Raw genomic sequence first — 23,450 nt, 5'->3', positions numbered from 1 at the left:
AACAACCGAATCCCGCCTCCAATCGTATCATGTTTTTCGGGCTACGTCCAGCGGAAATTTACTGCGTTGTAGTGTTAGTGAATGAGCTATATAAACCTCTCTTGTGGATCAACAATAAATTTAACATTGATTGGGCATCTTCCATTGCGAGTAAAATCTCATACAACAAAGAAGGAACAGTCTATCACGTTTTCATGAATCCGAAGTGGCATTGGTCCAATGGGCAGGCAGTGACGTCAAAAGATGTTCTCTTTACATGGAATGTCATCAAAGCGGCATCAGCACCGAATGCGCCAGCACCATGGCCGTTTGTTGGAGCGGGAACGGGTGATATCCCAAATGGAATTAAAAGTTTCGTTATCAATGGTCCCTACGAATTTACGATTACGTTGGATAAGCCAGCAAACCAGCAGTGGTTTATCTACAATGGACTCATTCAATTAACCCCATTACCAGCCAAGGTTTGGGATATACACAAAAATATAGAGAAGGAGATAAAGTATCTAGGCGACCATGCGACAAACGCGATGTTTGATAGTGTGGTGGATGGTCCGTTTAAAATGTCAAAAGCGGTCCCGAATCAAGAGTGGGTCGTTGTCCCGAACGAGAATTACGATGGGCACAAGAGCATTGTGCATAAAATTGTGTTTGAATATGAGGGCTCTAATGAAGCGGAGTTTGCACAGCTAAAAACGGGCACTATCAATGTGGGTTATATAGACCCTAGCCAATACGGTTCAAGAAAAGCGTTGACGGCTCAAGGAGATGTGATTGTACCGCAATATGCCTTTGGATATTTTGAAACTCAGCTAAACATGTTCCCGGGGTCGCCAGTAAAGAAGCTTTTTGACCACCTATACATTAGGCAAGCATTGCAAATGGGGATTGACCAACAAGCAATTGACCAAGCCATCTATCACGGATTTGCTCCACCACTGGACGGTCCTATCCCGAACATTCCGCGAACGAACTTTTTTGACAAATCACTGTCCACCAGTCCTTATCCGTTTAACATCGCGAAAGGGAAAAAACTGCTAGAGTCTCACGGTTGGAAGATCGTCAATGGAGTGATGACAAAAGGAACGGAAAAGCTCCAATTTACCATGTTGTACGCCTCTGGAATAACTTCGGAAAAAGATCAGGTCGAAATCATGAAACAGGACTGGGGTAAAGAAGGGATTGCAGTCACACTAAAGGGAATGCCAGCGTCCACGCAGGAAAGCGTCACTTACAATCCAAAGAATCCATCGGACTGGGAGATGTCGAATGGGTTGGCATGGTTCTACAATGGACCAGGATATTACCCGAGTGGAGGCCAACTGTTCGCGACCAACGCGCCTTCTGGTTTTGGCTATAGCAACTCTACGGAAGACGCACTGATTGCAGCTACCCATCGGCCATATAGTTCGCCGCAAGAGACGATGAAGGCATTCTATCAATACGAGAAGTTTACTGCCCTGCATCTTCCGGTTTTGTGGAATGAGAATATTGCAACCCTGATGGTACATGCTCCGAATGTGCATGGAACGTCCCAATATGGTAACGCGCTTACCGGATATCCACAAATGAATTATTGGTGGGTCTCTTCAGCGGGATCGAACTAATCGGGTAGTATGGTGTGGCATTGCAAGGAAACAGCCAAGGGGGACGAAGAGATGCCTGTTCGAGTCACAAGAGGCGGGATTACGGAGAGCATACATGAAGTGTACATCGTTGCGATGTCCGGTGACGGAAAGAAGGTCGCTGGCTGTGGGGATGATGGATTTGTCACCTTTGCCAGAAGTTCTATGAAGCCGATACAAGCCATTCCGTTGGTCGAATCCGGTGCTTTGGAAAAATATAAATTCGAAGACGCAGATTTAGCTCAGTGCTGCGCTTCGCATAGCTCCGAAAACATGCACATAGAAAGAGTTTCAAATATGTTGACAAAGCTCGAGCTGGATGAGTCCTTTCTTCGCTGTGGAGGACACCAGCCACATAGTGAGGAAACGTTCTACGGATTGATTCGAGCTGGGCGGCGACCTACAGCTTTGTACAGTAATTGTTCTGGAAAGCACACAGGCATGCTCATGTATTGTCGCCACAAAGATTTGCCTCTCGATTCGTATCACTGGATAGGCCATCCCCTACAGCAAGAGATTTTTTCGATACTAAGTGAGCTGTCCGAATCGCCACCAGATACGATAACTGTCGGTGTCGACGGATGCGGAGTGCCAGCATTTGCATTGACCATTCGGCAGTGGGCAACAGCGTTTTCAAAATTTGCGAGTCCGGAAAGTTATCCCCACCACGCGGCTGCCATGAAAAGAATTTCGCACGCAATGCGGGGCTATCCGGAGTTGGTCGGAGGAACCGGTCGATTTGATACTAACCTCATGTTAGCAACCAATGGCCGGTTGTTGGCGAAGGGCGGAGCAGAGGGGTTTTTCTTGGTTGTAGATACAGATCGCGAGATGACTATCGTTTGGAAAGTAAGAGATGGCAACGCTAGGGCGCTCCCTCCGGTCGTGATCAAGACATTAATAGACCTATCTCTGTTGCGTGGCGAAGAGCACGAAAGATTGGATAGTTACACGGCCCCTATTGTGCAGAATACTCTTGCCAATCCCGTTGGGGAAATTGTTGCAGACGTAAACTTGCAATGGAATTTATAAAGACCAAATCTCGTCATTAATGGAGGTAACACAATGTACATGATGAAGCTGACGCAACATGAATTCGTTCGACAAATGAATCGCGGCTGTGACACGGTCCTCATCCCAATTGGCATGTTAGAAGCGCATGGTGAGCATTGCGCTCTGGGCACAGATATGTTAATCCCTCGAGAATTTGTAAGACGGCTCGATGGAGAGCTGGGAGAAAAAATTATGATGGCTCCTGAAATAGCGTATGGGCACTCTTTTGCGCTCGCCCCTTTTCGAGGAACCATTGATTTATCCCAACATGTCTTCACTGAATACGTCGTAAATGTTGGAGAACAGTTTATCCACCAAGGGTTTCGCCACATCATTCTGTTCAATGGTCACGGTGGCAATATGCCAGCGTTAACAGAAGTGGCAGACCGACTTGCGGATATGGGGGCTTATGTATTGACCTTGAATTGGTGGTTGGATTATCGCTCGACAATCATTCAGTATGCCCCAGGTACAGGCCATGCGGGGGAGGATGAGACGTCTTGTGTGCTGGCAATCGATGAGTCCCTGGTTGAAATGGAGTATGCGCACAATCACGAAGATAGACTCTCCCGCAAAATCAAGTCGAAGGACATCGGTCTGAAGATTTTCCCTCATGCAAACTCAGGAGATGCATTGCAAGCGACGGCAGAAAAGGGAGAGCAAATCTTCGCCGCTTTGCTACCTGAAATTCGAAAGGACATTGAGGAGTTGTGGGCGTTCTCGCAATCTTGAATAAGGTTTCTATAAAAAAGACGTCCTGTGGCGAGTTTGTCCGTCGCGAGTAGTCGAAGATGGTGTTCCATAAAAGGGGTAAGGATAAGAGAATGGCCCCGCAGGAATCTCGTGATTTTAGAGAAGAGGGCGATGGGTAAAGCCTACTCAGGGCACGAGTCAGAAAATTTCACAGTCGCTGGCCAGCATTGACAGCCTAGCGAGAAAGGACAATGTCTATGCGTATGTTGAAAGCTCGTCCAACCATGCGAAACTCGCGAGCCGCGCTGATAGCGAGTGTTTCTGTCTTCCTGCTCATTGGAGTCTCTGGATGCGGTGCTCGAACGACAAGTGCTACGAATGCGGCTCATCCAGAGTCCGGTCATCCCACATTAGGCGGCACACTGACGTATGCTCTCCCACCACAGACCAATTTGACGTGGTTTTTACCGATGATGAGCGCTTCATCCGATTCAAACTATAACATTGAAGTTGCAGAACAGATGTACAAGCCTCTGATTTGGATTAATGGTCAATACCAAATAGATTGGACGTCTTCTCTGGCGAAAAAAATAACGTATAATTCCGCTGGAACGATTTATCATATTTTTCTGAACCCGAAGTGGCACTGGTCCAATGGTCAGCCTGTCACGAGCCAAGATGTTCTTTTTTCGTGGAATGTCATTCGCGCTGCTTCGGCCCCCAATGCGCCAGATCCGTGGCCTTTTGTCGGCGAAGGGACCGGGGATATTCCAACAGGTTTTCAGAGTGTCGTCGCGAATGGACGCTACGAGGTGACGGTGACACTTAAGCACCCGGCCAATCAGCAGTGGTTCATTTATAATGGACTGACGCAAATTACCCCGTTGCCGGCTGCCGTACTGGACATCCATAAAAATATTCGCAATGAGATCAAGTATCTCGGTGACAACGCCACGAACCCAGTCTTCAATCATGTAGTGGACGGACCATTTCAAATGGTCAGCGGTACACCAAATCAGGAGTGGGTCATGGTTCCCAATCCGCACTATGATGGGCACAAAAGTACGGTGAAGAAACTGATATTTACCTATGAGGGGTCTTCCGCAGCTGAGTTTGCAGGACTCAAGACGGGGGCAATCAACTATGGCTATTTGGATTTGGGCCAGTATGGGTCGCGTCAAGCATTAATGTCCATGGGAGATGTCATCACACCAGAATATACGCTCGGAGTATACTACACGGATTTAAATATGTTTCCGGGGTCTCCGACAAGAGCTATCTTTGACCGGTTATATATTCGTCAAGCGATGCAAATGGGAATTGATAACTCGGCCATTGATCAAGCGATATATCATGGCTTTGCTCCACCGGAGGACGGACCCATACCGTCCATCCCGCTCACAAAATTCTATAGTCCTGCCTTGAAGACAAACCCTTATCCATACAATCCCGCAAAGGGCAAAGCACTCCTCGAGGCGCACGGTTGGCATGAGGTCCACGGCATCATGACGAAAGGCGATCGACAGTTAAAGTTCCAGATGCTTTACGTCAGCGGTACGTTAGCAGGTCAAGACGAAGCGATTTTGATGAAACAGGATTTTTCTAAGGAGGGCATTGACATAACGTTAAAGCCCATGCCGTTCAGCACGTTTATCAGTGTCACGAGCAACCCCAAGTCGCCTAAGCAGTGGCAAATGGGGACAGGGCTGGAATGGACCTATAATGGTCCCGGATTCTACCCATCCGGAGGAGAGTTATTTTCCACGGGGGCGCCGTCAGGTTTTGGCTACAGCAATTCAGAAGAGGATGCCTTAATCCGAGCAACTCACTTGCCCTATGCAACGACGGATGAGACAATGCAGCACTTCTACGCCTACGAAAACTTCACAGCAGCACAGGTGCCTTTTTTGTGGGGAACCAATGTAGCGACGCTAGCAGTGCACGCGCCAGACTTGCATGATTCCGTTAAATATGCAGACGCTGCCGTAGGGTTTCCGCAAATACAGTATTGGTGGATTTCTCCTTCTGATTGATAGCGAGAATACGTGCGCACTTGACGGCAAAAAACCAGCAGGAAACAACCCCATTCCAAATTGGTGCGTTGTTGGATGGCGCCTGTGAATGTACATCGTGCATTTACAGGGGCCATCGGTTCAAGCAAATCACCGCCGCCTCAACACAGTGCCAATGCTGCCGGTCCATCCCATCGACTATCCGCCGAATCGCTCCGCGCGCCACTTCTCGAATTCGGTTGCCACAATCCGCTCTCCGGTAACCCCATTCGATTTCTCGGATGCCAGGAAGACAATAGGCTCTGCCATGACATCCGGTGACAACAACGAGGGTCCGATGTGTGCTTTGAGTTCCTCCGGTATCATTCCCGTTGCTGTTGCGCCGCCAGGCAAGAGCATGTTGACTGTCACGCCATAAGGCCGCAAATCTTCCGCCATGATGTAAGACAGCGACTCCGCCCCTGCCCGCGACGGTCCGTACGGCACAAACCCTGCGCGACGCATGGTTGCGTGATTCATCGAGATGTTAATAATCTTTCCGCGCTCCTGCTCGACCAACATTGGGGCGAATCCGCGCGAAACCAGAAAATATCCGGTGAGGTTGGTGTCCATCAGGTCACGAAATCCCTCGGGAGTTACCTCATAAAAAGGTTGTGGCTCTACCATGAACCGTGGATTTACCGTCCTCATGCCAATACCAGCATTGTTCACAAGCACGTCCAGTCCGCCCCACGTTTGCCGCACCCAAGCGACGGCACGCTCGACGGATGCTTCCGAACGAACATCGAGCGGAAGCTTGACGGCCGGGAGTGCCTTGCTCGCGAAGCCATGTACAGCCGCTTCCAGTTTTTCGCCAGGCCGCGCCGCCATCGCGACCGTCGCGCCAGATTGCAGCAGCGCTTTGGCCATCGCGAGACCGAGGCCGCTCGATGCACCTGTCACAACCACGCGGACTCCCGCGAGTGGGGCGCGCATTTCCATGTCCGTTGTCATGTCTTCATCTCCTCAAACTATTGTACAATTGTGGGAAAGAGGTCGCAATTGCAGGATGCGGCATGGCAGCACATGAGGAGGGGTTGGCAGTTGGCAGACATCGTGGAAAACAACATTGACAGATTCTCCGGCTATGCACAGCTCTACCACGGTTATCGTCCGGAAGTGCCGGAGAGCGTGATCGACATTCTCATTGCGTATCTGGGTTGTCGCCCGGATGTTGTGGTCGATCTCGGTTGTGGCACGGGCCTATCTTCATTTCTCTGGGGGCCTGTGGCTGGCCGTGTAGTCGGTGTGGAGCCGAACGACGACATGCGGCACCAAGCGATGGAGGAAAATTCGCGCCGTGGGTTGAAGCAGATGGAGTTTGTAAACGGACTGTCGACGGCGATTCCTCTGGAGGATGGAGTGGCCGATGTTGTCACCTGTTCGCAGTCGTTTCACTGGATGAATCCGCAGCCCACCCTTGCTGAAATTCACCGCATACTCAAACCGGGCGGCTTTTTTGCCGCATATGACTGTGACTGGCCGCCGAGTTGTAGCGTGATGGCAGAACAAGCGTATGACACGCTCATTGAAGCTGCAGAGGGGTCGATTCAAAAGAATATTCCCGCAGAGCAGCAGGTGCACAAGTGGCCGAAACACGAACATTTGCAACAAATAGTGCAAAGTGGGTTGTTTACGTTCACGAAGGAAGTGGTTTTTCATGTTGAGCGCCAGTTGACCGCGCAAGAATTCATCGGGATTGGCCTCAGTCAAGGAAGCGTTCAAACGGTGCTCAAGCATCAACTTCCCGACATGGTGGCGGCGCTTCCGGCCTTTGAACAGACCGTTCACGCAGCGTTTGCAGAACAAACGAGGAGGGCTTGGTTGTGTTATCGGATGCGGATCGGCATGAAGTAAACGCGGCGGTTGAGACGGACTCCGTGGATGGATGACGTGAGAGAATGGGGCTGCTGTTTTCACGATAAGTGGACGTTACCTTGCGTAGACTGGACAAGTGTAGAGCAGTCAGGAATGGGAATCCTAAGATTTGGATGAAGTTAGTGTGCATCTCTAGAGTAAGTTGGTATGAACGATTTATAGAGGGAAAAATCCAAGGCCTGGTCTCACCCATGAAAAATGCACGAAGAGCCCAGGCTCCTCGCGCATTTTTCTTAGTGGGTGTTGCTATCGGTAAATGTAAATGCTCCATCGATTTTCATCACTTTGATGCCGGGTATTGTGCTCCACTCCAAGTACGTGTTGCCCTCATGGACAAGGCCTTGAACGGTTCGCCCGCTGATGGAGAATTTACCATTACCGAGATACTTGTGGGGTACGTTCCACTTTGACAGAACCGTCCACAGCAGATATGTGACGCCTCGGTCTACGATGGATGGAAAGGGACTTCCATTCACTAACACGCCAAAATGGTGTTTGATGGCGCGGACCATGGTCTTGCTGCGACTGCTATGGTCTTGCTGCGTTCGTACCTTCGGCAAGATGGAATGCGCGGCATTTTCTGCAACATTCCAGAATTTTTTGTACCATCCGCTCGTGTACGTGGTCCATGCGTACCAATTGCGCCCACCGTCTGCAATCGAATAAGCTAGTTTTGCGTTGACATTCGGACTAAAGAGCGCCATCGGACGAGCCTCATCGTGCATTTTGTTAATTTGCCACAGTCCCAAACACGTGTCATTGTAGTTGATTGCAGAGGTATTAAATGTTGATTCTGCGCCGGCAATGGCCACGGCTGTTACCAGAGAGTTACCCCGAAAACCTGCGTCGTAAGCGTAATGAGCGACTTGATTTGGAGGTAAGTATGCCATCGATTCGTCCTTTCTTAATACGTATAGATTACAAAATGCGTGCGACAACTGGCACAGTTGCCATCGGCACACTTTTATATCTATTCGGATGTGCCGAGTATATTATGAGGGTAAGATATACCAAAACGCAAGTTGCGTGAATTTGGAGGCCATTTAACCCCATCTAAGAGCGGCGAAAGAGATGGATGAAACGTCTTGAATTGCGGCTCACCCTGTGGTATATTGACGCCAAATTTAATGAGCAAATGAGTTCGGCGTGAGAGTGTATTGACTTACCACCGATGGGGCAATGTGAGCTGCGTCCTCTGCAGGCACAGAATCTCTCAGGTTGAATAGCGCCGAACGATGCAACTCTGGAAATGCCATGTAATATTGGCTACCGACGGGGCAACTCGGAAGCACGCTTTCGGGGGAACTCTCAGGTGCAAAGACAGGGGTACACGAGGGCTTGATTCGTGTACCTCTTTTTCATGGAATTTGGCAGGGCCTGTTTGGCACGCAAGTTGGCTCAGAACTGGGGCGACGGGCGTGGTAGACGCAAGTTTTGCAGCGGTCGTTTGGTGGAACAGTTACGGTGGCATGATGAGACTAAAATGAGGTGCTAGGGATGGAGTCAGGAACCACGTTTAGCTATCTCCCGCATACCGAGCGGGATCGGACAAAGATGATGGAGTTTTTGGGTATTTCCGAGGTGTCCGAATTATTCTCGGATATTCCTGAATCGATTCGGATGAATCAGCCGTTGCAACTGCAAAAAGCGATGTCTGAACTGGAATTGCAGCGGCACATGCAGCGGTTGGCTGGGCAAAATCAAGACCTCGGGCAAGTTGTCTCATTTCTCGGTGCGGGTAGCTACGAGCATTACCAGCCGAGTGTGGTTGATGCGCTCATCAGTCGGTCCGAGTTTTACACTGCTTACACTCCGTATCAACCGGAAATCAGTCAAGGAATGTTGCAAGCGACGTTTGAGTACCAGACGATGATTGCTGAACTGACCGGGATGGATGTGGCCAATGCGTCGATGTACGATGGGCCGACGGCGTTGGCGGAGGCGGGGATTGTCTGTAGTTCGCAAACGCGACGCGATAAACTCCTAGTGGCTTCGAGCTTGCACCCCGAATATCAGGCGGTTTTACAGACGTACGCGTCCGGGCAGTCGATTGAGTGCGTGCAAGTACCGACGAAAGATGGCGTCCTGAACTTAGAAGCACTCGAACAACTGTGTGATGCCTCGGTGGCTGGCGTCATTGTGCAGTACCCAAACTTTTTTGGTTGCGTGGAAGACCTTCAAGCCATCGCGGACATGGCCCATGCTGCTGGCGCGTTGTTGGTCGTGAGCGCATATCCGGTTGCGCTCGGATTGCTGGAAGCGCCTGGCGCGGTCGGCGCGGACATTGTGATTGCGGAGGGGCAGTCGCTCGGCAACGCGATGGCTTTTGGCGGGCCATATCTCGGCATGATGGCCGCGCGCAAAGAACTGATGCGGCGCTTGCCGGGGCGGATTGTGGGACAGACGACCGACGGCGAGGGTCGGCGCGGCTTCGTGCTGACGTTGCAGGCTCGTGAGCAGCATATCCGCCGTGAGAAGGCGACCTCCAACATCTGTTCCAACCAGGCTCTGAATGCATTGGCCGCGTCCATCTTCCTTTCTTATATGGGGCCTGAGGGAATGCATCAGATGGCGCTTCAAAATTACCACAAAGCGCACTACCTGGCTGAGCGGTTGAGCGCTCTGCCCGGCGTGCAATTAGCGTTTGACACTCCGTTCTTCAATGAATTTGTGCTTCGCTTCAAACAGCCCGTCGCCAAATTGCAGGCGAAGTTATTGGAGCACGGTTTTCTCTTTGGTCTCGCACTCGGGAAGTTTTATGAAGAGTTGTCCGATTGCGTTCTTCTGCATGTCAGCGAAATGCGCAGTCGAGAAGAGATGGATGCGCTTTGTTCGGTATTGGAGGCGATGGCATGAGTGTCCAAAACGTAAATCTGGAAGTTCGTCCAACGGAACTGCCGGAGGATGGCCGGAGCATGGTTGCAAGCTCCGCAGTCCCTCTGGTTTTTGAGAGAAGTGAAGCGGGTCGACGTGCTTTTACGTTGCCAGATCTCGATGTCCCGGAGGCGAGTTTAGACCTTTTGGGTCGTTTTCGACGCAGTGAGAAGTTGCGTTTACCGGAACTGAGCGAAGTTGACGTGGTTCGGCATTATACGGCGTTGTCCAAACGAAACCATGGTGTGGACTCAGGATTTTATCCGCTGGGTTCGTGCACGATGAAATACAACCCCAAACGCAACGAGCGAGTTGCTCGCCTCGCGGGTTTCGCAAACATCCATCCGTACCAACCTGAAAGCACCGTTCAAGGTGCGCTGGCTTTAATGTATCAACTGCAGGAAGATTTGGCCCAAATCACGGGTATGGACGCAGTCAGTCTGCAACCGGCCGCCGGGGCGCAGGGCGAGTGGACTGGGTTGATGATGATTTCAAAGTACCACCGCGACCGCGGTGAAGTGCGCGACAAAGTCATCATTCCCGATTCTTCGCATGGGACGAATCCGGCGAGTGTCACGATGGCAGGCCTTAAAGCCATCACGATTGCATCGACGGCGGATGGAGGGGTCAATCTCGATGCGCTGCGCGCGGTCGTCGGCCCAGACACGGCGGCGTTGATGCTGACGAATCCGAGTACGCTGGGGTTGTTTGAACGGCAGATTGTCGAGATTGCTGAAATTGTTCATGAAGCTGGGGGCTTACTTTACTACGACGGGGCAAACGCCAACGCGATTCTTGGATATGCGCGACCGGGAGACATGGGATTTGACGTAGTGCACCTGAATTTGCACAAGACGTTTTCCACGCCGCATGGCGGGGGTGGACCAGGAGCAGGCCCGGTTGGCGTCAAAGCATTTCTCGAGAAATATTTGCCGCTTCCCACGGTTTGCCGACATGACCAAGGTGCGTATTATCTCGAATACAATCGCCCCGACTCCATCGGCAAGGTGAAAGGTTTCTACGGTAACTTTGGCATTTTGGTCCGAGCCTACGCTTATATTCGGACGATGGGTCCGGATGGATTGAAATTAGTGTCCGAATCGGCGGTCTTGTCAGCGAACTACCTGATGCGCCGTTTGCAAGGGGCGTACCATCTTCCGTTCGATCAAATATGCAAACACGAATTTGTTCTCTCCGGCAAGCGACAAAAAGAGCAGGGCGTGCGGACGTTGGATATTGCCAAGCGCTTATTGGACTTTGGCGTGCATCCGCCCACCATCTACTTCCCCCTCATTGTCGAGGAGTGCATGATGATTGAGCCAACCGAGACAGAGAGTTTGGCAGATATGGAGCGGTTTGTCGAGATTTTGCTCCAAATCGCGGATGAGGCGGAGCACTCTCCAGAATTGGTCCAGCACGCCCCGTACACCAGAGTGGTTGGTCGATTGGACGAGGTGCAAGCGGCGCGCAATCCTGTGCTTCGCTATGCATTTGACAGGGAAAGCTGATGGCTCGATAGGCGTGGAACGATCCGGGATGGGGGTGCCGTCATGAGTTTTTCACACATTCAGGAACTGGTGAGTTTGGCGGAGGAGCGTCATAGCTCCATTGGCGATTTGATGTTGGACGTGGAGATGGCAGCGTCCGGGCAGTGTGCCGACGAAATTCTCGAGCGAATGTCGCGTCAACTCGATGTCATGGAGCAGGCAGTGCGCAAAGGCACCACGGAGAGCGTCGTGTCGAAAACGGGGCTCACGGGTGGAGACGGTTTTCGCATGCAAACGTATCTGAACGAGGGCCGCACGATATTGCCAGTGAATGCTCTGCGACCTCTCGCTTATGCACTCGCCGTCTCGGAAGTCAATGCGTCCATGGGGCGCATTGTCGCCACGCCCACAGCGGGAGCAGCGGGTATCTTACCGGGTGTTTTGATGTACATGGTAGACACTCACGGCACCCGTCGCGAGACCCTCGTTCGCGGACTGTTGACCGCCGCCGCGTTGGGGTTGGTGATTGCCAACTCCGCATCCATCTCCGGGGCCGTTGGAGGGTGCCAGGCGGAAATCGGATCGGCCACGGCCATGGCAGCAGGTACCCTCGTTGAGATGCAAGGGGGCAGCCCGCGCCAAGTGGCGCATGCGGTGGGCATTGCGCTGAAGAACTCGTTGGGATTGGTGTGCGATCCGGTAGGTGGTCTGGTAGAAATCCCTTGCATTCTGCGCAACGGGCTGCACGCGTTGACGGCGATTGCTGCTGCAGACATGGCGCTAGCCGGAATTCGCAGCATCATTCCGGCTGACGAAGTCATTCAAGTCATGCACCATATCGGACAAAAAATGCCGTCTACGTTGCGCGAAACTGGCCTTGGTGGGCTTGCCTCCACACCGACGGGGCAGCGCTTGCGAGAGCAAGTCTTCGGCCGGTAGCCGAGGGCGTCGGGAGGTGTGGAAGGGTGAAATACACGAGCGCGTTCGATATTATCGGACCGGTGATGGTCGGACCGTCCAGTTCTCATACCGCAGGTGCGGTGCGGATGGGCAACATTGCCCGACAGGTGCTGGCGGAGCCGCCGCTCTGTGCCGAATTTCGCCTGATGGGGTCGTTTGCCACAACCTATCGCGGGCACGGCACGGATGTTGCTTTACTCGCGGGGGTGATGAACTTATCCCCGGAGGAGGATGGCGTTCCGGTTGCCAAACAGATGGCGAGTGACGTTGGCCTCTCATACTCGTTTGAGGAAGACAATCTGGGCTATTTTCATCCGAACACGGTTCGCATCTCGCTCCTCGGCCGTCAGCGCCAAGTCGACTTAGTTGCCAGTTCGATTGGTGGTGGCAAAGTTGAGGTTCAAGAGTTGGATGGACTGCCGTTGAAGTTTTCCGGAGACCGTCCCACGTTGTTGCTCTATCACCAAGATGCTCCGGGATTCTTGGCAAAAGTGTGCCGCTTTTTGGATGTTCATGGATATAATATTGGGCGCCTTGTGCTCGAGCGTTGGCGGCGCGGTGGCAATGCTGTGGCGCTTTGTGAAGTGGACGGAAAACTGCCGCCAGGCGTATTGCAGGAGTTGCGGGCGGAGATTGGGGAAGTGTCCGACCTGCGCCTGGTCTGTACCAATTTTGCTGAGTTGCCATGAATAGCTCGCTTTGCCTTTGTCGCATCCTACAGTCAACGGAAAGGAGGGTGACTTGTGGCAAAGCGAGACGACCGAGCGGACAATGTGGATCGGATTCAACGGGCGATTGACGATACCATGGCCAATGCACGAGAGGCAGAAGATTTTTTGGCGGCACATGAAGACGACCTGTCTCAGAAAGATGAGCAGGCCATTCGCGCCAAAAATCAGCGCAGAGAACAAGCAATTCGTGGTTTTCGGGAAGAGATTCAAGACGAGGCAAATCATCAACGAATGGAATGAAGCTGTGAAGCGCAGACCGTCGTCGGCATGCGAGTCAGCTTAGAGTTGGAATTCAAACGATAGGACAGCCGCAGGCTATGGACGTGGACGTGGACGACAGCGGTTGAAGCCGGGGAGCGCATGCGCGCTCCCTGATTGCGCTTGAGAGGGCGTGAGGCAAGCGGTTCCACCCAATTCAACGAGTGTCCACATTCTGCGCTGTCTGGGCGGTCCACTTTATGTGCTGTCTGGACGGTCCACTTTTGGCACATGTTTTCGACAAACGTGACAGCGTTTCGTCACACCGAGACGTTCAAGGAGGAATTGTAGAGTAAAATGGCAAAGAGAATGTAGAGATGAACTTGGTGAAGGAGATGGAGCATTGGCAACACGTATGCCGGATACGCTCGACGCAGGTGCAGATGCGACCATCGACAAACGTCGCGTCTGGTTGATTATGAGTGGACTGTTGCTCGGGATGTTGCTCGCAGCGCTCGACCAGACGATTGTCGCCACGGCACTGCCGACCATAGCTGGGGATTTGCACGGGCTGTCTCACTTGTCGTGGATTGTCACGGCGTATTTGCTTACCTCTACGATTTCCACACCCCTGTGGGGGAAGCTTGGCGACATGTATGGCCGAAAGACATTCTTTCAAATTTCGGTCGTTATTTTTGTCGTCGGGTCGGCACTTTCCGGACTCAGTGATTCCATGACACAGCTCATCCTGTTCCGTGCTTTGCAAGGTATCGGCGGCGGCGGTTTGACCGTCGGAGCGCAGACGATTATCGCAGATGTTGTATCCGCCCGAGACCGGGGCAAGTATCAGGGGATTTTTGGCGCCGTCTTTGGCGTGACCAGCGTGGTCGGTCCGTTGCTCGGCGGATTTATTGTCCAACATCTGTCTTGGCACTGGATTTTTTATGTCAATCTTCCGGTTGGAATTATTGCTTTCTTGGTGATTGCCGCAGTGTTGCCAAAGAGTTTGACGCGCGTTCACCACGTGGTCGACTATCTAGGGACCCTCTTTCTCGCTGCTTTGGCGGCAGCTTTGGTTCTGTTGACGACGCTGGCGGGAACCACCTACGGATGGGGTTCTGCTCAGATTCTCTCTCTGGCGGGTGCCTCTCTGGTGTTTCTGCTGCTCTTTATCGTGGCGGAACGGCGGGCACCAGAACCCGTTTTGCCCCTCAATTTGTTCCGTAACGGAGTGTTTGTAGTCACGAGTGCGATTGGCTTTGTGGTCGGTTTTGCAATGTTTGGGGCCATCACGTACTTGCCCCAATATATGCAGGTGGTGCGCGGAGACAGTCCGACAGCTTCTGGACTCGAACTGCTTCCAATGATGGCTGGTCTTTTGCTCACGTCGATTCTCTCTGGCGTACTCATCAGTCGCTTTGGACGCTACAAGATTTTTCCGATTCTCGGCACGGCGCTGATGGCACTCGGAATGTACCTGCTGTCCCTGATGGGAGTAGGTACGGGTAGGCTTGAGAGCGGAATCTATATGTTTGTGCTCGGCGTGGGAATCGGTGCTGTCATGCAGGTTCTCGTCATTGCCGTTCAGAATGCCGTCGAGTACTCCGACCTTGGCGTAGCCACGGCGGGCGCCACATTTTTCCGCTCGATTGGCGGATCGTTCGGGACGGCCGTCTTCGGCGCTCTGTTTGTCAGTCAATTCACGAAGAACATCGCCACTTATTTGCACGGGTTGAAATTGCCGCCGCATTTTAGCGCAGCGGCTGGTGCTAGCCCCGCGGCGTTGGATCTTCTCCCCCCGGCGGTTCACAGTGGATACGTGCACGCATATGCGGCTTCGCTTCATTTCGTCTTTCTGGTAGCCATGCCGATTTCTTTGGTCGCATTTCTGTTGACATGGTTCCTCAAAGAAGTGCCTCTGCGAAAGACCGTAGCCGCCACAAATCCAGCGGATACACTGGCGCCAACGGCGATGCCGGCTGCTCTCAGTTCGTTGGAGGAATTGACTCGAAGCTTGTCTGTCCTGGCTCAAAGAGACACGCAAGTCCATTTATACGAGCATTTGGCAGCGCAGGCGGGAGTGGATTTAGATGTCCACAGTTGTTGGTTGTTGTTCCGGATTTCCGACCATCCGGACTGGAGCGTCAAGGTTCTCTCTGGTCACGTTCACGTGTCAACCGAGCGGATTGAACGTATGGCGGAGGTGTTGGTGGAGGCTGGTTACGTCAACGGCGATGTGCACACGGACCATCCGTTGAAGCTGACGGAACGTGGTCAAGAGGTAGCCGAAAAACTGGTTGCTGCGAGGACGGAAGGGCTCTCGCAGTTGCTCGCAGGTTGGTCACCGGAACAGCACGAAGAAGTGCGGACGATGGTCCGCCGACTCGCTCGAGAACTCGTTGCCAGCACCGAAGCAGAGGTGCGTTAATCCGTCAGGCATCGGCCATTTTGCGAGGGCTTAGGGCTGAGCCGGTCAACCGCCAGACAAAAGGGAGGGGCCGCATTGAGCACTGCGACTGGCCCGCATCCTGTAGAGGAGCCTCGACTGCTGACCAAGGGGCATTATGCCCGAATGATGGCGTTTTACGGGCTATTTTACACAACCATTGGTGTCTTTGCGCCATACTTCAATTTGTATCTGCAGCATGTCGGACTCACGAGCGCCGAAATCGGCCTGGTTCTATCGGTTCCGCCGCTGATGGCGTTGCTGTTTCAGCCTCTGTGGGGGCTCATCAATGACCGCTTTTCCATTCAGAGACAAACTGTCGGTACGGCCATTTTGGCTGCTCCATTGATATCCTTGCTGCTGTTCCTGCGACCATCGTTCTTGTGGTTGATAGGGACGGTGGCTTGCCTTGCACTATTCCAGACTGCCGTGACGCCAGTCATGGACAGTTTGACGATTCAGCAAACGGGGGTGCGGAATTACGGGAAAGTGCGCATGTTCGGCTCTTTGGGTTGGGCCCTTGCGTCCGTGGCCGCTTCATTGATTTACAGTATACATGCTGGAATTGGACGTTTGCCAGAACTTTATTTGCTTGCGGGTGTCATGGCCTTTTTGGGTTTGATGGGCTACCCGCTGCCGGGGCGCAAACGGAAAGCCGAGACTCTTCGGGTCCGTGCGAAGTCTACGCGTCAGCAGTCCACGGACGCGCCCCTGCCATGGTGGAAGCGAGCGAGATTCACAGAAATCCAGCGCCTCGTCCGCAACCGCCCGTTTCTCCTCGTTCTCTCATTTATTTTTTTAGTCAGTACCAGTCAAATCATGAACTCAAATTTTTACAGTTTATATTACCGAGACATGGGCCATCCGATGTCCTTACTCGGTGTGATTTATGCGCTCGGAGCACTTAGTGAACTTCCGTTTTTCTACGTGGTTGGAGGCATTTTGGAGCGGTTTGGCCCGCGTAAAGTATTTGTTGTGGGTGGCTCCGTTTTTTGCTTCCGCTGGATAGTCCTCGCCTTTGGTCCGCCAACTTGGACCCTCTTTCTGTTGCAGATGCTTCATGGCATTTCCTTCAGCTTCACGTTTGCCGCAGGCGTTGCCTTGGCGGCTGAAGTGAGCCATGTGGACAACCGGGCTACAGCGCAGTCTGTGTACAGTGCCGTCAACATGGGCCTAGCAGCCATCACTGGAAGCATTTTAGGTGGCGTGGTCCTCGGAGACATGGGTCCGAAAGGCGTCTACGAATTAGCTTCCATCCTCTGCTTCGCCGGGTTGGTCAGTATCGTGATTCTTATGATGCGTTCGGGATCGACCCAAAAAGGGACATCGTCAAAGGTCCGTCATAGAAAATAGAAATAGATTCGAAATAGTTTGTGTTATGATGTTGGGAAACTAAGCATGGCCGCTCGTGCTCCCGTGCAGAAAAGGAGAATGATATTCTTGAAGAGTCAGTCTTCTCTGCCCGACGGCGATTCCTTCAGACAGACGATGCGCATTCTTCCCATGAGTAGCCGCTTGGCGTTACCCGGTGCAGTCGACGTCGGTCCAACCGATGACCATGAAGAGATACAGGTCACGATGGTTTTACGCCGCGCAGCATCTTCTGAACTTTCTGGATACCTCGAGACGTTGGACTCGCTGCCGATTTCTGAGCGAACTTTTCTCTCGCGGGAGTCCTTTGCCCGGAAGTATGGCGCGACCGATGAGGACGTGGCGGCGGTCACAGGCTATGCCGAGGTGTGTGGTCTTGTGGTGACGCGCGTTCTGAGAGCTGCAGGCACGGTGGTCCTCGCCGGCACGGTCGGCAATTTCAATCGCGCGTTTTTACTCGAATTGCGCAACTATGACCATCCCGACGGCACGTATCGGGGCTATACGGGCTCTGTGTCTTTGCCAACGTCGCTTAGTGACCGGATAAGCGCCGTGCTTGGACTTGACTCCCGTCCGCAAGCTAAGCCACATTTGCGGATGCGAAACGCGGGTGTGACGAGCGAGGAAGGATGGCACTCGCGAGCTGCGGCCACTGCGTTAGCTCTGTCGTACACGCCGCCTCAAGTCGCAGAGCTCTATCAATATCCGAACGACGTGCCCTGTTCCGACCAGTGCGTCGGCATTATTGAACTGGGCGGAGGCTATACGGAGAGTAATCTCAAAGACTATTTTTCGGCACTCGGCCTACCCATGCCAAGAGTGGCAACGGTGACGGTGGATGGAGGAGTCAATCAACCAGGCAGTCCCAACGGCCCGGACGGCGAAGTCAATCTCGATATCGAAGTGGTTGCCTCCGTCGCCCCTGGTGTCCAAGTGGTCGTCTATTTCACTCCGAATACGGATGCCGGATTTCTCAACGCGATCACGATGGCCATGCACGACACGACGTATCGCCCGACGGTACTTTCCATCAGCTGGGGCGGTCCGGAGGACTCGTGGAGCATGTCGAGCTTGCAAGCGATGAACTCCGCCTTAGCGGATGGGCGACTGCTCGGCGTCAGTGTCTGTGTGGCCGCTGGCGATAGCGGATCGACCGATGGAGTCGACGATGGCAGATACCACGTGGACTTTCCTGCATCCTCGCCGCATGTTCTGGCCTGCGGGGGAACGCGCTTGGTTGGGTCCGGTAGCGTCATTGACAGCGAGACGGTCTGGAACGATGGTCTGATGGGTGGCGCTACAGGGGGAGGCGTCAGCAGCGTCTTTGCCGTGCCGAGTTGGCAGGAAGGTGCGGGGGTGCCTCCGTCGGCGAACCCAGGTGGCGTGCGCGGCCGAGGGGTACCCGATGTTGCGGGAAATGCTGACCCGGAGACGGGATATCAAATTTTGGTCGATGGACAGTCGATGGTTGTCGGCGGAACCAGCGCTGTCGCGCCGTTGTGGGCCGGACTGCTGGTGTTGACTCAACAGATGACGGGTCATCTGACGGGCTTCATGAATCCGTTTTTGTATGGCATATCGCCGGCCATCCACGCTTTTCGGGAGATTACTCACGGGAACAACGACATTCAGGGGACAAGTGATGTCTATTCGGCAGGACCTGGTTGGAATTGCTGCACGGGTCTTGGCAGTCCGAAGGGTGGGACGCTGATTCAGTCGTTTCTCGACAGCCTACGCAGCGCGAACTAGAGCGAAAAGGGGCGAGTGAAAGAGTGCCAAAAATCGCATACTGGAACGGTCGGTTTGTTCATCCAGACGATCCCGTTGTACCCATCGAGGAACGTGGTCACCAGTTTGGGGACGGTGTCTATGAGGTGGTTCGTGTCTATCATGGGAGGCCATTCCTTCTCCATAGGCATCTTTTGCGCTTAAAGCGAAGTCTTTCGGCGATTTGTATCGACAATCCCCACACGGATGAAGAATGGGCTGAATTGGTAGAGGACGCCATTGGTCGGAGCGACGAGCAGGATGCAATGGTTTACCTTCAGGTTACACGGGGCATTGCGGAACGGGCTCATCTGTTTCCTGCCGTGCAGCCCTCGGTCTGCTTGACCGTTCGGCCGGTCACCGCGCCTGCTCTCGACGCACGTGGGAGTTTGCTGTGTCTGCCAGACAATCGTTTTGCAGATGTCTGGATTAAGTCGATTAACCTGTTGCCGAATATTGCCGCGAAGGAAACGGCCCACCGTGTAGGCGCGGTTGAAGCGCTGTTTGTGCGAAATGGCGTCATCACGGAAGGGTCGAGCAGCAATGCCTGGTTTGTGCGGGACGGAGAGCTTTGGACAGCACCGGACAACCGCTACATTCTCGCCGGAATTACGCGCTCTTTCGTGTTGGACTTGACTGAGCGATTGGGGCTCGCTGTGCACATGGAGGCCATTGCTCTCGAGGAACTTGCCACAGTGGACGAAATTTTCATGACGGGTACGACGACAGAGATTCTGCCCATCACGGCGGTGTTTGCCGATGCACGAAAAATGTCCTACTTAAAGGCACTGCCGGATTTGGTTAAGGAGCCTCTCGTGGCGTCTGTTGAGAGTGTGCATACGCTCTGGGAGAGACCTCTTCACGACGGCGGTCTTCTCACGATGAAGCTGCAACAAGCATTCCGTCACGTGATTGCCGATGCTGCATCGTGGCCGCGCGTCTAAAACGTGCGGACCGTTTCGAAGGGTCAAGTCTTTAAAGTCATACAGCGCGTGGAGTTTGCTGCTTGGTGGATGGATGGCGAGAGTTGCCGTCGACCAAGGCTGCTTGGAGTACGAAAGAGCCGGATGGCACGTATTGTGCTCTCCGGCTCTGACCGATGTACCTGTTCCCATCCGTCGACAACCTTTGTTTGCCCTTTGAGAATCTGGGCTTCTCTCTAAGCCTTTGCGCCAGCAAACTCCTTTTTCCGCTCCTCGATTTGCTGGAAGGCTTGTGCTGGCAGCGGCTTTTCTCCGCCAATCAATCGCGCCTGCAAAATCAATTCAGCAGCTTCATCGAGGGTTGCCAAAAGCTGTGCTGTTTCTGCGGGAGACTTTCCAAAGGCCAGAACGCCGTGATTGGCCAGCAGCACAGCAGACACGCCAGGTTTCTGTTTGACGGCTTCGACAATGCCACTGACCGACGCGTCCGAACCACGAGGCGCCCAGGGGATGACAGGAGCGGCTTCGGTCATTCCAAAGCGCATCAACGGCTCGTAGACGACGGGAATCGGCTCGTGTGCGACCGCAAACACGGTAGCATGAGGGGCGTGCGTGTGAATGATGCCTCCGACGGATGGACGTGCGCGATAGACCGCAGCATGCATTTCTATAATTTCTGCTTGTGCAGGCATGACCTCGCCTTCTAATACCGTGCCATCGGTGCGAATGACCGCGAAACTATCGTCGTCTAGATTGGCCACGTTGCCTCCGCGTGTCATCAGCATGGTGTCCTCCGATAAGCGTGCGGACAAGTTTGCGTGATGACCGCGATACATCAATCCAGCATCGCGAAGCGCCACTGCAGCCTGAATGATCTCTTTCCTGGCCTGTGAAGCATCCATCGAAAACGCACCTCCATATTTCTATAATGAACATCATACTGTATATTACAGTGAATCAATTTGCCTGTCAATGGTGGCTGCATAATCACCTTTGCGCCTAGGCCATCGGAAGACGGTGGAAGGTCAGCTACGGCCCATAGGGCCGTCCGACTTGGACGGACTCTCTAATACCGTTTCCAGGACGAGACGGTTTCATTCGGGCGTTGCAGATTGTTCAGCGCTTCCGTAGACTGAGGGGTGGGAAATAGGGCGCCTTTATGATTTGGGAGGAATTCGATTGGCTAAGGAAAGCGGGGTGCCGGGCAAGCAGAATCGCCACTTGCCGGCATTTTTACTGTTGTTTTTGAGTGAAGGAGATGTGCACGGCGGTGCATTGTGGAATCGGGTTTCGCAGATTATGCCGTCCCATTGGGAAATAGACAGTGGTGCCGTGTATCGAGTTCTTCGCGATTTAGAGGAGCGCGGTTCACTCACTTCGGATTGGGATATGAGCGAGCCTGGCCCCGCGAAACGCGTCTACCATCTCACGAAGGATGGTGTGGCTGAACTCGAACTGTGGTATAAGGACATCTGTATTCGCAAACAAAACCTTGAGTATTTCATTCAGCAATACGACGATCTCGTTGCTCGTGGTCTGCTCAATCTTGATACGTGATGAACAGCCTGGCCAGTCAGGTTTGCTTGTCGGTCCGTCGGGTGTGTGGCGAGCGGCTAAGCCGCGTCGCCGTTTTTGCGCGCTTGCTGCCACGGGGGTAACGGTGCGAAAAGGGACCCGTTCGTGAATGCCGCTGCAGGCGAGACAAAACACGTCGAACAGAGCAGCACCGTGCTACTTTTTCCAAATTGCGGACGCGCCTCGACCGACCAAGGTGAGAGGCGCTGTTTTGCGCGGACAAAAATTTGTGGTGAAGAAGCAGGAACGTTGGAGTCGCTGCAGAATATACATTCTTCGAAAGCGGTTTCAATAACTGTACCTTTCAAGACTGCCCGTGCGTGTTGAACAACCGTCGACTTTACGAAAGGATGTGCGTCCTTGTCGAGTTCCCTCAGGTTTCCTAAGAATTTTATTTTTGGTGTTGCGACATCAGCCTACCAGATTGAAGGGGCGACGTCAGAAGGAGGGCGAACCGATTCTATTTGGGACACTTTCTGCCGAGTGCCTGGTAAAACTCACTCTGGGCATACGGGTGACATCGCATGCGACCATTACCATCGCTATGCCGAAGATGTGCAGACAATTGCTGATTTAGGAGTGTCTTCGTATCGGTTTTCTATCGCTTGGCCGCGCATCTTTCCTGAGAAAGGGAAATTCAATGCGGAGGGCATGGACTTTTACAAGCGGTTGGTCGATGAGCTGGAAAAGAGACAATTGAAGCCTGCGGTCACTATGTATCATTGGGATTTGCCTGAGTGGCTCGGTCAAATGGGCGGTTGGTTGAATCGAGATGTTTCGAAATATTTCGGAGAATACGCTGAGACACTGTTGCACCATTTGGGTGTTCAGGTCGACACGTGGATTACGCACAACGAACCTTGGTGTGCGTCGTTTCTGAGTTATGGCATCGGGGAACATGCTCCTGGACACACCGACTGGCGGGAGGCGCTGACGGCCGCGCATCACCTCTTGTTGTCTCATGGCGAGGCGCTTCAAGCTTATCGGGCTTCTGGACTCGGTGGAAACATTGGCATCACTTTGAATCTTGGCGCGGTCTATCCAGCCTCGTCTTCTCCGGAGGATGTTGCTGCCGCTCGAACGGCAGATGGATTTACCAATCGATGGTTTCTCGATCCGCTCTTTCGCGCTCAGTACCCTGAGGACATGCTTGAAAAATTTGAGGCGCGCGTGGGCCGGGTAGACTTCATCAGAGATGGGGACTTACAACACATTTCGGCACCCATGGACTTTCTGGGAGTGAATTACTATACGCGAAGTGTTGTCAAAGCAGATGTGACCAGCGAATTCTTGGGAGTAGGCTATGTGCCGTCTTCGCCTGACTCGCAAACGGACATGGGGTGGGAAGTTCATCCGGAGTCACTCTACCGGTTGCTCAAGCGAGTTGCCTCGGAGTATACGGACATCCCGCTGTATGTGACGGAAAACGGGGCGGCCTATGCGGATGTTCTTGAGGACGATGGGCAAATTCACGATACGGCGCGAATTGCGTACGTTGAAGGGCATCTGGCTGCTGCAGAGAGATTCATCGAAGATGGCGGTGACCTTCGTGGGTATTATCTCTGGTCACTGATGGATAATTTTGAGTGGGCCTATGGTTATTCGAAACGTTTCGGGATTGTCTATGTCGACTATGATACACAAAAGAGGGTATTAAAGGACAGTGCAAAGTGGTACCGAGAACTTGCAACGAAGCATCGGACACAGCTTGTATGATGGCACGTGACTGAATTTGGTGTGTCTCCATGCGTATTCTGGCTACGACACACAAAATATTGACTGATATTCCTGAAGATGTGATAGATCTGCTTTCAGATTTGA

General features: G+C 53.0%; 19 protein-coding genes and 1 riboswitch. Of the genes, 16 read left to right on the top strand and 3 right to left on the bottom strand.

Annotated elements, in window-relative coordinates:
* The 4 genes from M4I36_RS14715 to M4I36_RS14700 form a co-directional block, all read left to right on the top strand.
* On the top strand, positions 1-1,604 hold a 1,604-nt coding region (locus M4I36_RS14715), incomplete at its 5' end, for a peptide ABC transporter substrate-binding protein (protein ID WP_258112508.1).
* A 51-nt stretch (positions 1,605-1,655) separates the two neighbouring features.
* Positions 1,656-2,654 (top strand): asparaginase, encoded by a 999-nt coding sequence (locus M4I36_RS14710; RefSeq protein ID WP_258112507.1) that lies wholly within the window; start codon positions 1,656-1,658, stop codon positions 2,652-2,654.
* Between the two features lie 33 nt (positions 2,655-2,687).
* Complete coding sequence (locus M4I36_RS14705; RefSeq protein WP_258112506.1) at positions 2,688-3,407, top strand: creatininase family protein; 720 nt, start codon at positions 2,688-2,690, stop codon at positions 3,405-3,407.
* Between the two features lie 212 nt (positions 3,408-3,619).
* Positions 3,620-5,401 carry a peptide ABC transporter substrate-binding protein gene (locus M4I36_RS14700; protein WP_258112505.1) on the top strand — a complete coding sequence of 594 codons (1,782 nt, stop codon included), beginning with the start codon at positions 3,620-3,622 and terminating at the stop codon, positions 5,399-5,401.
* Between the two features lie 177 nt (positions 5,402-5,578).
* On the opposite strand, the gene M4I36_RS14695 is transcribed toward M4I36_RS14700, so the two are convergent.
* Entirely contained in the window at positions 5,579-6,373 is a 795-nt protein-coding gene (locus tag M4I36_RS14695; RefSeq protein WP_258112504.1) for an SDR family NAD(P)-dependent oxidoreductase, read from the bottom strand.
* 90 nt (positions 6,374-6,463) lie between these two features.
* Here M4I36_RS14695 and M4I36_RS14690 point away from each other — a divergent pair, with 90 nt between their 5' ends.
* On the top strand, positions 6,464-7,276 hold the full coding sequence (locus M4I36_RS14690; protein ID WP_258112503.1) for a class I SAM-dependent methyltransferase: 813 nt from the start codon (positions 6,464-6,466) through the stop codon (positions 7,274-7,276).
* A 254-nt stretch (positions 7,277-7,530) separates the two neighbouring features.
* Here M4I36_RS14690 and M4I36_RS14685 read toward each other — a convergent pair whose 3' ends face one another.
* Positions 7,531-8,187: a transglycosylase SLT domain-containing protein gene (locus tag M4I36_RS14685; protein ID WP_258112502.1), complete on the bottom strand. Its 657-nt coding sequence runs from the start codon at positions 8,185-8,187 to the stop codon at positions 7,531-7,533.
* Between the two features lie 245 nt (positions 8,188-8,432).
* A riboswitch (glycine riboswitch) is annotated at positions 8,433-8,535 on the top strand.
* Between the two features lie 259 nt (positions 8,536-8,794).
* Here M4I36_RS14685 and gcvPA point away from each other — a divergent pair.
* The 9 genes from gcvPA to M4I36_RS14640 all read left to right on the top strand — a co-directional run bounded on the left by gcvPA (position 8,795) and on the right by M4I36_RS14640 (position 20,075).
* On the top strand, positions 8,795-10,153 hold the full coding sequence (gcvPA, locus tag M4I36_RS14680; protein WP_258112501.1) for an aminomethyl-transferring glycine dehydrogenase subunit GcvPA: 1,359 nt from the start codon (positions 8,795-8,797) through the stop codon (positions 10,151-10,153).
* A gap of 59 nt (positions 10,154-10,212) precedes the next feature.
* Entirely contained in the window at positions 10,213-11,679 is a 1,467-nt protein-coding gene (gene gcvPB, locus M4I36_RS14675; RefSeq protein WP_258112515.1) for an aminomethyl-transferring glycine dehydrogenase subunit GcvPB, read from the top strand.
* A 42-nt stretch (positions 11,680-11,721) separates the two neighbouring features.
* A complete protein-coding gene (sdaAA, locus tag M4I36_RS14670) occupies positions 11,722-12,597 on the top strand; it encodes an L-serine ammonia-lyase, iron-sulfur-dependent, subunit alpha (protein ID WP_258112500.1) in 876 nt (291 codons plus the stop codon).
* Between the two features lie 26 nt (positions 12,598-12,623).
* A complete protein-coding gene (gene sdaAB, locus M4I36_RS14665) occupies positions 12,624-13,307 on the top strand; it encodes an L-serine ammonia-lyase, iron-sulfur-dependent subunit beta (RefSeq protein ID WP_258112499.1) in 684 nt (227 codons plus the stop codon).
* A 54-nt stretch (positions 13,308-13,361) separates the two neighbouring features.
* Positions 13,362-13,589 carry a small acid-soluble spore protein Tlp gene (gene tlp / locus M4I36_RS14660; RefSeq protein WP_258112498.1) on the top strand — a complete coding sequence of 76 codons (228 nt, stop codon included), beginning with the start codon at positions 13,362-13,364 and terminating at the stop codon, positions 13,587-13,589.
* A 361-nt stretch (positions 13,590-13,950) separates the two neighbouring features.
* Positions 13,951-15,975 carry an MFS transporter gene (locus M4I36_RS14655; protein WP_258112497.1) on the top strand — a complete coding sequence of 675 codons (2,025 nt, stop codon included), beginning with the start codon at positions 13,951-13,953 and terminating at the stop codon, positions 15,973-15,975.
* Positions 15,976-16,050: 75 nt separating this feature from the next.
* A complete protein-coding gene (locus M4I36_RS14650; RefSeq protein ID WP_258112496.1) occupies positions 16,051-17,346 on the top strand; it encodes an MFS transporter in 1,296 nt (431 codons plus the stop codon).
* A gap of 87 nt (positions 17,347-17,433) precedes the next feature.
* A complete protein-coding gene (locus M4I36_RS14645; RefSeq protein WP_258112495.1) occupies positions 17,434-19,113 on the top strand; it encodes a S53 family peptidase in 1,680 nt (559 codons plus the stop codon).
* Positions 19,114-19,136: 23 nt separating this feature from the next.
* Positions 19,137-20,075, top strand: coding sequence for an aminotransferase class IV (locus M4I36_RS14640; RefSeq protein ID WP_258112494.1), 939 nt, complete (start codon positions 19,137-19,139; stop codon positions 20,073-20,075).
* 215 nt (positions 20,076-20,290) lie between these two features.
* Here the strand turns inward: M4I36_RS14640 and M4I36_RS14635 are convergent, their stop codons facing one another.
* Complete coding sequence (locus tag M4I36_RS14635; protein WP_258112493.1) at positions 20,291-20,956, bottom strand: class II aldolase/adducin family protein; 666 nt, start codon at positions 20,954-20,956, stop codon at positions 20,291-20,293.
* 277 nt (positions 20,957-21,233) lie between these two features.
* Here M4I36_RS14635 and M4I36_RS14630 point away from each other — a divergent pair, with 277 nt between their 5' ends.
* Both M4I36_RS14630 and M4I36_RS14625 read left to right on the top strand, forming a co-directional pair.
* The gene (locus tag M4I36_RS14630; protein ID WP_258112492.1) at positions 21,234-21,611 is read left to right on the top strand and encodes a PadR family transcriptional regulator; all 378 of its coding nucleotides are present in this window, start codon (positions 21,234-21,236) and stop codon (positions 21,609-21,611) included.
* A 378-nt stretch (positions 21,612-21,989) separates the two neighbouring features.
* A complete protein-coding gene (locus M4I36_RS14625; RefSeq protein ID WP_258112491.1) occupies positions 21,990-23,345 on the top strand; it encodes a GH1 family beta-glucosidase in 1,356 nt (451 codons plus the stop codon).
* Positions 23,346-23,450 lie beyond the last annotated feature (105 nt).

Source organism: Alicyclobacillus sp. SP_1 (assembly GCF_024706985.1).
Taxonomy (GTDB): Bacteria; Bacillota; Bacilli; order Alicyclobacillales; family Alicyclobacillaceae; genus Alicyclobacillus_I.
The sequence above is the reverse complement of the archived record's forward strand: the minus strand, read 5'-3'. Positions and strand labels throughout refer to the sequence as shown.

Coding starts and splice junctions, on each gene's coding strand:
- M4I36_RS14710 (WP_258112507.1), top strand. CDS start 1,656: ATGCCTGTTCGAGTCACAAGAGGCGGGATTACGGAGAGCATACATGAA.
- M4I36_RS14705 (WP_258112506.1), top strand. CDS start 2,688: ATGTACATGATGAAGCTGACGCAACATGAATTCGTTCGACAAATGAAT.
- M4I36_RS14700 (WP_258112505.1), top strand. CDS start 3,620: ATGTCTATGCGTATGTTGAAAGCTCGTCCAACCATGCGAAACTCGCGA.
- M4I36_RS14695 (WP_258112504.1), bottom strand. CDS start 6,373: ATGACAACGGACATGGAAATGCGCGCCCCACTCGCGGGAGTCCGCGTG.
- M4I36_RS14685 (WP_258112502.1), bottom strand. CDS start 8,187: ATGGCATACTTACCTCCAAATCAAGTCGCTCATTACGCTTACGACGCA.
- gcvPA (WP_258112501.1), top strand. CDS start 8,795: ATGGAGTCAGGAACCACGTTTAGCTATCTCCCGCATACCGAGCGGGAT.
- gcvPB (WP_258112515.1), top strand. CDS start 10,213: ATGGTTGCAAGCTCCGCAGTCCCTCTGGTTTTTGAGAGAAGTGAAGCG.
- sdaAA (WP_258112500.1), top strand. CDS start 11,722: ATGAGTTTTTCACACATTCAGGAACTGGTGAGTTTGGCGGAGGAGCGT.
- M4I36_RS14635 (WP_258112493.1), bottom strand. CDS start 20,956: ATGGATGCTTCACAGGCCAGGAAAGAGATCATTCAGGCTGCAGTGGCG.